Source organism: Butyrivibrio fibrisolvens (assembly GCF_037113525.1).
In the GTDB taxonomy this organism is placed as follows: Bacteria; Bacillota; Clostridia; order Lachnospirales; family Lachnospiraceae; genus Butyrivibrio; species Butyrivibrio fibrisolvens.
Genome location: NZ_CP146963.1, coordinates 3,940,228 through 3,953,124 on the forward strand (window position 1 = coordinate 3,940,228; position 12,897 = coordinate 3,953,124).

10 protein-coding genes are annotated in these 12,897 nt (G+C 40.6%); all 10 read right to left on the bottom strand.

Annotated elements, in window-relative coordinates; translation table 11 throughout:
- Positions 1-71 precede the first annotated feature (71 nt).
- The 10 genes from WAA20_RS16660 to WAA20_RS16705 are packed head-to-tail and all read right to left on the bottom strand — an operon-like array spanning position 72 to position 12,897.
- Positions 72-1,157, bottom strand: a complete 1,086-nt coding sequence (locus WAA20_RS16660) for a glycosyltransferase family 2 protein (protein WP_027206531.1) — start codon at positions 1,155-1,157, stop codon at positions 72-74.
- Positions 1,158-1,201: 44 nt separating this feature from the next.
- Positions 1,202-2,938 (bottom strand): ABC transporter ATP-binding protein, encoded by a 1,737-nt coding sequence (locus WAA20_RS16665; protein WP_073388459.1) that lies wholly within the window; start codon positions 2,936-2,938, stop codon positions 1,202-1,204.
- Complete coding sequence (locus tag WAA20_RS16670) at positions 2,935-4,695, bottom strand: ABC transporter ATP-binding protein (protein ID WP_027204959.1); 1,761 nt, start codon at positions 4,693-4,695, stop codon at positions 2,935-2,937. The genes WAA20_RS16665 and WAA20_RS16670 overlap by 4 nt, the downstream gene beginning before the upstream one ends.
- A 15-nt stretch (positions 4,696-4,710) precedes the next feature.
- On the bottom strand, positions 4,711-5,790 hold the full coding sequence (locus tag WAA20_RS16675) for an acyltransferase (protein WP_027206533.1): 1,080 nt from the start codon (positions 5,788-5,790) through the stop codon (positions 4,711-4,713).
- 12 nt (positions 5,791-5,802) lie between these two features.
- Positions 5,803-7,101: a hypothetical protein gene (locus WAA20_RS16680; RefSeq protein WP_073388458.1), complete on the bottom strand. Its 1,299-nt coding sequence runs from the start codon at positions 7,099-7,101 to the stop codon at positions 5,803-5,805.
- Positions 7,102-7,139: 38 nt separating this feature from the next.
- Positions 7,140-8,435, bottom strand: a complete 1,296-nt coding sequence (locus WAA20_RS16685; protein WP_073388456.1) for a hypothetical protein — start codon at positions 8,433-8,435, stop codon at positions 7,140-7,142.
- 12 nt (positions 8,436-8,447) lie between these two features.
- On the bottom strand, positions 8,448-11,018 hold the full coding sequence (locus WAA20_RS16690; protein WP_073388454.1) for a GH3 auxin-responsive promoter family protein: 2,571 nt from the start codon (positions 11,016-11,018) through the stop codon (positions 8,448-8,450).
- A complete protein-coding gene (locus WAA20_RS16695; protein ID WP_073388452.1) occupies positions 11,018-12,106 on the bottom strand; it encodes a glycosyltransferase in 1,089 nt (362 codons plus the stop codon). Before WAA20_RS16695 ends, WAA20_RS16690 begins: the two co-directional genes overlap by 1 nt.
- A 59-nt stretch (positions 12,107-12,165) precedes the next feature.
- Positions 12,166-12,468, bottom strand: coding sequence for a nitroreductase family protein (locus tag WAA20_RS16700; RefSeq protein WP_027204965.1), 303 nt, complete (start codon positions 12,466-12,468; stop codon positions 12,166-12,168).
- Positions 12,469-12,489: 21 nt separating this feature from the next.
- Positions 12,490-12,897 (bottom strand): thioesterase family protein, encoded by a 408-nt coding sequence (locus WAA20_RS16705; protein WP_073388451.1) that lies wholly within the window; start codon positions 12,895-12,897, stop codon positions 12,490-12,492.

Genomic DNA, 12,897 nt, shown 5'->3' on the forward strand with positions numbered 1-12,897 from the left:
AATCAAAGAATCATCACTTACAGCTTAGCTAGCGCATCTCAAGCTGCGTATTCTCCCAACCCCCAAGATCATCACTTAAGGCTCTGCTTGTACATCTCAAGCTGCGCATTTAAGCCCTCATAGGTGATATCATCGATAAGATAAGAAGGTGCCGGCGGCTCCTTTGCATTTTTCATGAAGAAGCATCTTAGAGCAAACTGTGCCTGGTTCCCAAAGTGCTCAATAAAAAGCTCAGAAGTTCGATCGTCACATAGCAGCTTATCTTCCCCAACCGACTGAAATGCCGGAACAAGATAGATCATATCCATGACATCATTCACATACTTAAGTACCTTTTCCTTATCTTCAGGATTATCTTTAAAATATGGAATCTCATTCATCTTTTCCGTGAACTTGTCATTACCACTGAATGTAGCTTCAAGAAGCTTAAGCATGTAAGATACATCCTTCCTGCCCCTTGACAGGCTCTCTCCTATCATTCTGTAGATTATGCACTTGTATGGAAGTATCACATACTTGCCTGCACGCATAAGGCATTCAAAGGAAAACAGAACATCCTCTGACATCTTGATAGATGCAAAGCGGATATTGTTGTCCATGATAAAGCTCTTTTTAATCATCTTGCCCCATACATTTCCGTTGTAGGTGCCATTTAGCCAGTTGGAAAGCCTTACTCCGAAATCCTGCGTAAGAAGAGTCGCTTCACCCGGTATGTCCTTATCCTTGTCCTGGGGAAGGTAGTTTTCCTTTGGAACAGACATGATATCCATAACATCCGGCTTATGCACAGGAAAAAAACATCCTGTAGTATGCACTACATCAGCATCAAACTTCTTAGCTGCCTCGTACATCTTCTCAAGGCCCTCTTTTATAATTCCATCGTCGCTGTCAAGGAAGGTGACGTATTCGCCCTTTGCTTCTTCAAAAGCCCTGTTTCTGGCTTCAGCAGGACCCTGATTTATATCCTGCCTGATAAGGACAACCCTTGGTTCATCCTTATAATGCTCCTTAACAACTACATAGGAATCATCCGGAGAGCAGTCATCCACAACCAGTACCTCTATATCCTTAAAGGTCTGGTTCAAAAGTGCATCTATACTGTACATTGCCGTCTTTTTGGCTTTGTACATTGGCATGATAACAGAAATAGCTGGCATATTGCATCCTCCTTAACTTGTGAAAAGACCTTTCAAAAAAGCTGTTATGTAGCATCAAGACCTGCCTTGTAAAGCTCACTATAAAAGCCTCCGGCATCTAAAAGCTCCTCGTGATTTCCAGTCTCAACTATGTCACCGTCCTTAAGAACAAAGATGACATCAGCATTTTTAATTGTTGAAAGTCTGTGTGCGATAACAAAACTGGTATGCCCTTTAGTCATATCATCAATTGCCTTCTGTATAAGCTTTTCTGTTCTTGTATCTACCGATGATGTAGCCTCATCAAGGATCATTATCGGTGAATTCTTAAGCATTGCTCTTGCTATTGTTATAAGCTGCTTTTGTCCTGAAGATACATTAGCAGTTTCTGACAAAACAGTATCTACGCCATCCGGCATTGCATCAACAAGGAACTTTATCCCTGCTCTTTCAATAACCCCTTCCAGCTCCTCATCATCAACATTTTTAGTGGAATAGACAATGTTTTCCCTTATGCTTCCTTTAAAGGTCCAGGTCTCCTGAAGCACCATCGCAAAAAGATCATGAAGCTTTGATCTTGGAATATCCTTTATAGGCACGCCATCTACAATGATAGAGCCTGAATTAAGCTCATAAAAGCGCATCAGAAGGTTAATGAGTGTAGACTTTCCCGCGCCGGTTGGTCCGACGATCGCAACCTTCATTCCAGGCTTAATGTGTGCACTAAAGTCCTTTAATACGATCTGTCCCTCAACATAGCCAAAGCGCACATTCCTAAAGACAACATCGCCTTCAGTCTTGGACACATTCTCCCTGCCTTCATCTGTCTCTTCCTCAAGTTCAAGGTATTCCATTATTCTCTCACCGCACGCAATTCCCGGCTGAATACTTCCAAGTGCCTGTATTATCTGTGTGAGGTTCGATGTGACCATCTTGATATACAAAATAAATGCAACAATCGTCTCTATCTGCATCTTCCCAAGGATGATCATGATTCCGCTCACAAGGCAGACTACAACGTATGTAAAGTTACTTACAAAATCCATGAAAGGAGTAAGCACGCTGATAAAAAACTGCGATTTAAAAAGTGCTCTGCTAAGATCCTGATTTTTTTCATCAAACTGCCCAAGGACTTCTTCCTCTCCATTAAAGGCTTTGATAAGCATATGGCCGGTGATCGACTCATTTATCATTCCATTCATATTGCCAAGAAGCCTTCTCTGTTCTTTGATAGCGTTTGTCCCCATCTTTGCAAAAGAGGCATTGATAAAAAGTCCGAGTAAAATGCTGGCAATAGAGCAAAATGCCAAAAGCGGATTTATAACAAAAGTCACAATAAGACAGCCCAGCACTATGATAAGTGAGAATACTGCCTTACCAAGGTTGGAAGATATAGCCGCCGAAAATGCATCGCAGTCATCAGTCATTCTGCTCACCGTATCTCCAAGAGCTGTTGTGTCAAAATAGTTCATCTTAACACGGTCTGTTTTATCATTCAGGGCACTTCGAAGATCTTTTACCATATTCTGTCCTGCAATGGTAAGACACCATGCACCAAAGTAGCTTGCTATGAAGCTTATGATAATAACTACCGCTGTCTTTATGGCAACAACTCTTATCGCATCAAAGTCCATCACATTTGTATAAAGGCTCTGCGAAATTAGCGCAGCTATATTTTTAATCATGTTCGGGATCACTACGTTTAAAAGAGATCCTATGCTTCCAAGTACGATGCCTGCAACAAAATATGTTTTATATTTTTGCCCGAATACTGCGATCTTAGAAAATATATTATTCTTCATCCGGTCGCCTCCGTATCCGTCTGTGAAAGGACAATCTCACGATATACATTACAGCTTGTCATAAGCTCATCATGAGTACCCATTCCGACCATTCTTCCATTATCAAGGACGATAATCCTGTCTGCGCTTCTGATAGTGGATATTCTCTGTGCAACCATCAGTACCGAAGCACCGGAAAGAGTTTCCTTAAGTCCCTCTCGCACAGTCTTGTCAGTCTTATAATCAAGAGCAGAGAAGGAATCATCAAAGAGGAATATCTCAGGATCGCGGCAGATAGCTCTTGAGATTGTAAGTCTCTGCCTCTGTCCACCAGAGAAGTTCGAACCGCCCTCCTCAACATGCGCATTATACCCGCCTTCCTTTGCTCTTATAAACTCATCTGCTTTTCCAAGCTTTGACGCTTTTACTATCTCCTCAATAGTCTTTTTCAACTTACCATTGTCGCCAAAATCAATGTTTGAAACGATCGTTCCGGAAAAAAGGAAGCTCTTTTGCGGAACATAGCCAAAGATATTTCGAAGATCCTTAAGCTTCATCTTCTTAATATCAACGCCGTCAACTAAAATTTCTCCTTCTGTCGCTTCATACAGCCTTGGTATGAGATTTAAAAGTGTCGTCTTGCCACTACCTGTACCTCCAACAATCGCAACAGTCTCGCCCTTTTCCATCCTGAAGGATATGTCTCTGATAGCATATTCACGGCTTCCAGGATACATAAAGCTAACATTTCTGAATTCCAGAGTTCCGCATATTGCAGGATCTTTTGCAAATGCCTCCTCCGGATCCATAATCATGGTCTTTTTATTTAAAACCTGTGCAATACGCTTAAGCGAAACAGATGCATTAGGCAAAAGAACCATAATAATGATCAGATATATACAACTGCTAATAAGCATAGAAAGCATCGACACAAAGACGATCATTTCATTGCTGACGCTTGAACGCAGGCTCTTGGCTGAGTCTGCAACAATATATGCGCCCATTATGTATATGATGACAGTAAGTGAATACATAACCATATTAGAAAATGGTGCAAATAGTGCTGAAGACTTATCATAGCGAAGAAGAAGATCTGTTATCCTCTTATTTGCCTCTTCAAATCTTTCTTTTTGCTTCTCATAGCCATTGTATGCATGGACTACACGTATGCCATCCAGATGCTCCCTGTCAATGCGAATAAGTTCATCTTTGGCATACTGTGCCTTATTTACTATTGGAAGAACCAGTATTGCAATAGCTGACAAAACCGCAACAAGTATGGCCACCGCTGTAATCGTGGCACTCCTGTAATAGACATTGGCGCCCGAGATCTGCGCAGTAACCCAGATGATCATTATCGGTGATTTAATTAGCGGCTGAAAACCATTTACAAAAAAATTCTGAATCTGATATATATCAGTAGTACATCTGGCTATAAGGCTTGATGTACCAATGTCGCCAACTTCCTTTAGCGAAAAATCTATGATCTTCGTAAAAGTCTGTCTACGCACCCTTCTGTCAAGCGCAGCTCCTACTTTTGCAACCAGATAAGCCACAAGGAATGAAAAAACAAGCGACAAACCAGCATATGCAAACATTATGATTCCATATTTTATCTCCTCTGAAATATCTGCTTTTCCAGAATAGACAAGATCAGTTAGTTCTCCCATCACGTTAGGAATCTTTATTTCAAAAAATACCTGCCCCACGATCAAACAGACGCAGATAAGCATATACATATACTCTTTGAATGAAAGGAGCTCTGCTATTTTTTTCATGCTCTTGTTTCCTCTTTATTTTTTACCTGAAGAACATTTTTCGATCACATGTCCAAAGACAAAAGAAAGAACATATACCAGAATAGAATTACCGGTGCCAATAAGGAACGGACTTGAGTTTCCAATTTCCAGATATGGAACCTTGAAGGCAGCTTCCTCGATGAGAAATAATACCATCATTATTGCAGGATGAAGAAGATAAACCCAGAAAGTCAGAAGAGAAAGATATCCAAAGTCCTTTTTTATATCAATGATGGTAAAGCCGGCAACATAAACCAGGGATGCGATCACAAGTATCAGGTTATATGGGGCCATTGGTGTAACATAACTAAACAAGGTACTATTATCCCTGATCGCCAGAAAAATAAAATACTCAACAGCTGTTATGACTGTTGCAAGAACAATAAGAAAACATCCGAGTCCATTTTTTCCTTTTCTTTCAAGCGCCCATTCATGAACGACATATCCCATCATGAATACACCAAGAAGCTGTGCGCAATAGCCAATTCCCCAAAAAAGGGATGATGGATTTACAAGTGCATCGATTATGCCCCAGATGCAGACTATAAATGCTATTTTTTTAAAGCCGGCTTCTCCTGTCTTCTCCTTGCCAAGAGCAACAAAAGGAGCCATAAGATATAATCCGATGAGCGTATACATATACCACATATGCTCAGAAGGTATACCTTTCAAAAAGCTTATTCCCTGGAACAATAGAGCCTGAGGATACGTCAGATCTTCTATTCCATATGCCAATCCATAAATTCCTGTTTTCCAATAAACAAACGCATTAAACAGCCAGTAAAAAAATGAAAAAATAACTGTCGGAATACCAAGCTTTTTCCAGGTTTTTTTATAGAATGTGCCAATGTCCTTTGTGGATGATGCCTTAAGAACAAACGCTCCGGAAAGCATGATAAAAACAATTACTGCACTTGTTGTTATCTGTCTTATAAACATAAAATAATGATAGTTGAAATTAAGCTCTCCAAGGTCTGACACCAGATTTCTTTCAAATGTACAGACATGCAACGAGACAACCAGATACGCTGCAATGATTCTCAACAGATCGAGTCCATTTTCTCTCTTATTCATATATTTACTCTGTTATAAATAAAAAAAACCCTTAACATTTGCATCATCCATCTTAAATCGGCCATAGTCCCTGAGATCTGCGTCAACATCCATAGCCTTTAGCTTTGAATATACAGTATCGATAAGGCCCGTCTCTTCAAAGTTCTGTCCGACTATTACCATTCCTTTTCCTCCAAAGGTCAGCATTGTAAATACAGGAGAGGCTTCAAGATTGGTAAAATAGATATCAAAGTCCTTTACATATTGCATCATGTCCTTAGGAAGCTTCATAAGACCAATATTGGACAGAAGATAGCTCCTCATAGGTTCCTGCGTACTTGAAGCTTTACTCTCCATCATCTGTAGCATGGCTTCATCTCTTAGAGAAATCTGTTCGATCATGGTAAGGAACTGTGCAGTGCCCTTCATGGTATAGGCAAGATATTCTATCTTAGTCTTTTCACCAAGCTTATCTCTGAGCGACTTGTAACGCTCTTCTCTTCCTTTTCCTATAATATCCCTTGTAATCGGTATGCTTATGTTAACGGTAAAGTTGGACTGTGCGCGGCTTCCCAGCTTTTCTCTTACATCTACAGGGACATCTGCTACTACAGTCGCATCTTTTACGTCATAATACTCGTACATGGTGCCTGATATAAGGTCATGGAAAAAAGTAAGAGGAGATGCGCCAAGAGGTTTTATCTTATCCATCAGCTTTTTAAAATCCCAGCTAAGCACAAGGCGCTTAGTATATGGCGTTCCGCTCATAACCTTCTCTTCTGTAGGACAGAAGATTTTTGATACAGAAGTCTCTTCTACATTATTTTCCGGTGTTATCTCTGATATGCGCTCAAGAAGATGATCTGTCAAAGTCTTATCAGACAGGTCAGCCTTGGTATAGATCATTCCTTCTGTGTCTATAGTCTTTCCTGTATGAACAAGATAGTAATAGATAAGCGTCTGTGAAAAGGCCATGATACCTCTTCCATCGCCAATGCCATGGGATGCTTCAATATAGATCTCATCATCGCCGTAGAGAACACGAAACAGATATCTATAAGTATCCTCTGATCCTAAATTTCTTAATCTGTCGTCCTTTTTAAAAACAGGCATAGGAGCGTCATTATCTTCCATGACGAGTTTTCCCTCCCTATCAACTACAGGCTTAAGACCAAAGTATGGAAAAGATTCTACCGCATCCTTTGTCGCTTCAAGAAGCGCATCATAGGATATATCCTCTGTCAGACGGTAGCGGTACTCAATTACTGCTGCCTTTCCTCCACTTGATAAAAACAGGAACATCTTATTGTTTGTTCCAATATCTGTACTCATGACTATTTCCTCCGCACACAATTTATGTATCAAAGACATCAGTCATATAATCTTTTTCCCTTAAGAGAAAGTCTTTCTCTAAGCGCTACATATTTAAGCTTTATTTCTTTTTCAGGCATCACCCTGGCATCAAGCCCATAAGTTTTAAGATGTTCACAAAATGCATCAGAAAAACCTTTTAGTGATCCCTTTTTCATGGATGTCAGAACAAAATCACCGCCGCAGTCACAGATATTAAATACTATTCCGTCTCTGGCTCCGCTAATAAGCGAAAAATCTGTTATATGCTTATCGTATGAATCAGCATTAAGTTTCCCGATATAGCTGATAAAAATCGAGTCTGATGGTGGGAGCGGAATACTGCTGTACATATCATACTTGGCGTCGTAGCCCTTATAGCCTTTTGACATACCAAGAAAATCGACCTGCGATTTTGCTACAGACAGAAGGTTATCACGAGCCATCTTTTCTTTAAGACTTGTGCGCATAGCTTTGCACTGGTCCTTGATATCCAGCTTAAAAAGCTTATCAGGGTCATAGTAGATTGCCACATCGCCTGTTGTATTTCTAAATGTATAGTCAACTCCAAGAACGCTTCTTAGGTTGATCGGCACATTGATCTTGACCTGCTTTTTATTGTCTGGATACATTTTCTGGATAGTCTGGCTCATGAGCACTGCAAAAGCTGCTGCAGGTGACGAATCATTTTCTTTTACAAAACTCATGAAATCCTTGTCAGATATCCTGATGCACTGGACATAGCTTTTGGCATCAGCCTCTTCGTGCTCTGAGAATCTGAAGATCTCATCTTCAGGCGGAGCAGCAAAAGGTGTATCATTTGGGGTAAAAGGCGGGATTTCCTTTTCATAAGGCTCGTCAAAATATCCGCACTTTTCATCAGCTTCTTTTATCAAAATGTTATCTGCCTTGTACTCACATCCATCCTTGATGGAAAAATAGTGATACAGCAAAGTCTCCATTATCCTCTTTGATGAGACACCGTCAGTAAGGCCATGATAAAGATCCATACGAAGCTTGTTACCATAGTACAAAAAGCCGATAAGATGACCATCAAATTCATCTGTTCCAAGTACTATGTCCTTATTCCCTTCAATCAGGGTCGTATCCGTATCTGTATCTTTATAGAAGAATTCGCCATCCTTTTCTTCGATGGTCCACTTTAAATATGGATGCACCTTTTGAGTCTTTAGAAGTGCTTCTTTTAATACATTCCCGTCAATATCCTCATCAAATGTCAGTTCCTGCCTCATTCCACAATAAGCCCCGTCAAAATAGAAATACATCTCGCCCGAGATTATCCTTGATAATTCCACTTTAAGTTCCTCCTATACCTCGTATAACCTGTAGGTTTTAAAGAGCTTCTCATCAGAAGATGCGTGTATTATCCTGATTGGCTTTGGAGCTTTTCCCTTCACAATGTCAGCATCTGCTGAAGGAAGGAAATGGATCCTGATCTTATCAATCTTGCCAGCTTTTCTTGCTCTTCCATATGACGGTATCACCTTTGAAAGCTCCTTTTCTGCAATCTCCTGAACAAGCTTTGCACTATAATTGCCCTCTTTTTCAGGTTTTAAGAAGAGTTCGAAGCAGTTCTTTTTATCATTTGCAAATAGACAATAATCGTAAGTTATCATACCGGCTTCTTCATCTATCTTCTTACCAGCCTGCCTGAGTGACAGTGTATTTATGGATACACCACTAACAGTAACTACATCCTTTCTGTCATAACAGTAGCGCACATAGGTCTGACCGTCCTGTATCTTTGTGGCTTCAACTATGATTCCGCTTCTGTAGCGGTAAAGTCCTGCCATGTTCGAAATGATGACTTCGTAGTGCTTGGATATCTCGAGTTCTGACGCTATAAATGTCTTGTCTTTATCTGAATCCTCCGGCAAAAACTCAAGGAATGAATCTTTTTCCATAATGATATAGGTATTTTCTCCGGGAGCAGATACTTTTCCTATAATGCCCTCGGCAATGCCAAGATAGCCATAGTCAAGTGGTACGCTCCCTATATACTTCATGATCTGCCTTGAATAAACAGCATTTTCGCCGGAGCCTGCTGAAATTATAAGATCAAGATTTTTCCAGATTTTGGGCAATACATTTTCAAACCCCTGTTCAAAAATTGTTCTAAGCTCTTTTGCTCGCCTTTTTGAAGGTTTCAAAAGTTTTGAAAGCTCTTTCCTTCTGCCTTCAGCAAGACCTGATACTTCAGATACTCTTCCGCTTGCAATATCCTCTACAAGCATCTCCCACATACACTTAAGGAACCTCACCATATCAAGGATATTTACGGTAAATGGCACGATGATCTGTGAGACATCAGGGTCTGCGAGCGCAAATAAAAGCTTTGCATATCTTAAATCCTCGCCGGGATTTTTAAATAATACGCTCTCTGGCGCTGTGATAGTTCCATACTTATTTTCAGTACTTCTAGCATGCGAATTATAGATATCAGATTTCCTGATACCAGCAAGAACTGTATCAGCAACTGAATGAAGTAGTGCGCCATCATTAAAGCGGATAGTCCCTGATTCTCCTGCACTCTCTATTGCTAGGAATGTCGAGTATCTGGCCGCTTTAAGCTCCTCAATCAGCACATTCTGATATACAGAAACAAATGGCGCAGTCTGAGGCACCAGAAATTCTCCACCGTCAGGACACAGCTTACTTGAATAGGCAACTACCTTCTCCTTGCAGATCAGGTTACTCTCTCCTATTCGGGTCATAAGCTTAATAAGCGGCCTGTACATACTGTAATCAGAAAGAGGCACCTTCTTTTGGTAATCCACCACCTTGTGTATACTTCCAAAACCATACCTTTGCCCGTATTCTGTATCTGCATTTGCAAGAAGTATTGGAAGGAGCGAACTTTTCGCCATTTCATCATTATCTTCTTCTCCGAGAATTATCATGCGGGCACGCTTCATGAAATGTTCAGCCATCTGGGCATTAAAGAACTTGGCATCAGGCTCAAGAGGACCTAAGATACCAAAATATTTGTGCATAAGGTCGTATATTCTTTTCCTAAACTCATCGTCAAGACCAGGTGTTATCGCCATCATCTCGGCAAGATAACCAAGGACTGGCCACGCGAGTTTTTCAAGCTTAAAGCCTCCCTTTGCAGTCACATCAAAAATGTTTGCAAAGTCACTTGCAAGCTTTAAAAGGCTCTCGGGTGTGTGGTTCATATCCTGTGCAAGAGAGCCGTGGTTCATAAAGTACACATATACAATTGTCTGAGGAAGTATTATGATCTTTTTGGCTTTACCAAGACATTCCATGCTAAAGCAGACATCTTCGCCATATTTCATGTCCAGGGAAAAGCCGATATTGTATTTACTCAGAAAATCCCGTCTTATGAGCTTACTCCAGATAGTAAGGCCACCTGCATATATAAGGTCATTGAGCTTTTCATCGCCCTTTTTGAACTCAAGCATATGAACCGTCTGATCAAACCTTGCTCTTGTATCAATTGCCTGAATGACAGTCTCATCCTCAGGAAGGGTCTCTGCTCTGAAACTTGCAATATCTGCCTCGGTTTCCTCCATGCCTTCAACAACTTCCTTAAGACCATCATCAGTAAAAAAGTCGTCAGAATCAAGAAAAGCGATATATTTGCCCTGTGCCTTTGTAAGCGCATAGTTTCTGGGGCTGGACGGTGTCCTCTTGTCATTATTCAGGATATATATTTTGACATTGTCATCTTCTTTGGTGAGCTTTCGTACCGCATCAGCATATGAATCATCAGAATTATGGACAACAACCACCCACTCAATGTTCTTAAAGCCAAGTGTCTGCCTCTTTAAGGAATCATAGCCTCTTTTAAAGAATTCTATCTTCGTGTTATGAAACGGTGTTATAACCGATACCAGATATTCTTTTTCACCCATTACTGTGCTCCTTTTTCCTCAGCTTCTTTTCTGCTCTTCCAAAATGACGGAATATTAAGCATCTCATTGACGTCAATAACATCTTTAACATCGTCATGGGAATTTAAAAACTCAAATAGTGCAAAATCAGAAAGATCGCCAAAGTTATTATTAAACAGTTCCTTTAGCTCTTTGCATTCATACAGCTCTTTTGCACCGATTTTCCCGCAGGCAGGCTGGATATATGAGGACTCTAAAAGATTTAGAACATAGGTTTTGATCTCATCTATTTTGCTCTTGTTACTTTCAAGGTATGGAACGCCTTTTACAGTATCATCGATAAGCTTTGTAATCTTCATCTGCGTTGTAAGCGCATTTATAAGCGTCTTAACCTGCTTCTGACCTCTTGTTAGAGACGCGCCTCCTATGCGGTACAGATACCACTCACCCGGAAGCTTGGCATATTTCCTGGCTTTTAAAAGACACCCCAGGCAAAAAACCTGATCTTCAGCCATCTTGGTATCACCAAACCGAAGATTATTGTCCTCAATAAAGCTGCGCCTGTAGAGCTTATTCCATATACTCCAGTGAATGTGGTGCAAATGCCACTCTTTTAGCCTGTCTTCTACATTATCAGAAAGGATTGTGAGCTTATCAGGTCTGTCTCCCTCATCGAGAGTAACTCTGTAAAGCTTATCATCTGTAAGCATACCTAAATTATCAGGAGCATCATCTACTGTCTGTATCAGCGCTCCCGTCACATGAATAACGTCGGCATCAGCCTCTTTTGCTGCATCGTACATGGCTTTGTACGCATCTGGCCTTACCGCATCGTCACTGTCTGCAAAGGCGATGTATTCTCCTCTGGCCACGGCGATGCCTGCATTTCTTGCTGCTCCCGGTCCCATATTCCTGGGCTGGTCAATAAGCTGTACTCTCTCATTGTTGCCAAAGTACTTTTTGCAAAGCTTCATGCTGTCATCACTCGAGCAGTCATTTACTATAATAACCTCAACACTATCAAGACTCTGCCTAAGGAGTCCGTTAACACAGTCTACGATATACTTCCTCGCGTTATACATGGGTACAATTACAGATACATCAAACATCTATGCCTCCTTAACCTAAATCGCATAAAAACGCCGATGAGAAAATGACAAATCCCAGCCTATTTATAAATAATTTCGAGATAAAAAAAGATACCGATTATTTTATCGGTATCTTTTAATGTCAATTTAATGGTAAAAAGGGTTAAATTTTTGTTCAGCATCTTGGCCCATCTGGTTAAGGAATTAAGAGCATCTACTTCACTACTATCAGTAACGATCCTATATTTCAGCGGCTGAAGATTTGCTCCTGATGCAGTGATTCTTGCCATATTTATAAGGTCTTTGAGATCTTCTTCAGATATAGTGTAACCTTCCTTATAGCCTCTGTAACTTCTGTTTTCTTTTACCAAGTCATAAAGCATTGCTTTTCCTCCCATATAGTGTTATGCAGATACCAAACTGCTAAGTGCCTCAAAAAGCTCTGGCTTCTCATCTTTCATTCGGATAGGTCTTCCTTCACGATTTAAAAATGCATGTGAAGATGTACCCTTGCATACAGTCCCTCCATCCTGATTCTTCATTTCGTAGGCAAGGTGAAGCTTAACGCCTTTAAACTCTTTTACCAAGACGCTTATATGAACACTGTCCGGGAATGTCGTGCTCTGCTTGTAGTCACAAGTCACGCTCAGAACCGGTGAAATTATCCCCATCTCTTCAAGCTTTGCATAGTCCCATCCTATCTGAGACAGAAAGTCTATCCTTGCTTCTTCCATCCATCTGATATAGTTTGAGTGATGGGTTATGCCCATCTTGTCGGTTTCATAGTACTGAACGTTGTGTATATATTCCAT

What these genes read in the sequence shown, in the direction of transcription:
- WAA20_RS16690 (WP_073388454.1), bottom strand. Translation starts at nt 11,018, where the DNA reads ATGGGTGAAAAAGAATATCTGGTATCGGTTATAACACCGTTTCATAAC.
- WAA20_RS16695 (WP_073388452.1), bottom strand. Translation starts at nt 12,106, where the DNA reads ATGTTTGATGTATCTGTAATTGTACCCATGTATAACGCGAGGAAGTAT.
- WAA20_RS16705 (WP_073388451.1), bottom strand. Translation starts at nt 12,897, where the DNA reads ATGGAATATATACACAACGTTCAGTACTATGAAACCGACAAGATGGGC.
- WAA20_RS16670 (WP_027204959.1), bottom strand. Translation starts at nt 4,695, where the DNA reads ATGAAAAAAATAGCAGAGCTCCTTTCATTCAAAGAGTATATGTATATG.
- WAA20_RS16665 (WP_073388459.1), bottom strand. Translation starts at nt 2,938, where the DNA reads ATGAAGAATAATATATTTTCTAAGATCGCAGTATTCGGGCAAAAATAT.
- WAA20_RS16700 (WP_027204965.1), bottom strand. Translation starts at nt 12,468, where the DNA reads ATGCTTTATGACTTGGTAAAAGAAAACAGAAGTTACAGAGGCTATAAG.
- WAA20_RS16660 (WP_027206531.1), bottom strand. Translation starts at nt 1,157, where the DNA reads ATGCCAGCTATTTCTGTTATCATGCCAATGTACAAAGCCAAAAAGACG.
- WAA20_RS16675 (WP_027206533.1), bottom strand. Translation starts at nt 5,790, where the DNA reads ATGAATAAGAGAGAAAATGGACTCGATCTGTTGAGAATCATTGCAGCG.
- WAA20_RS16680 (WP_073388458.1), bottom strand. Translation starts at nt 7,101, where the DNA reads ATGAGTACAGATATTGGAACAAACAATAAGATGTTCCTGTTTTTATCA.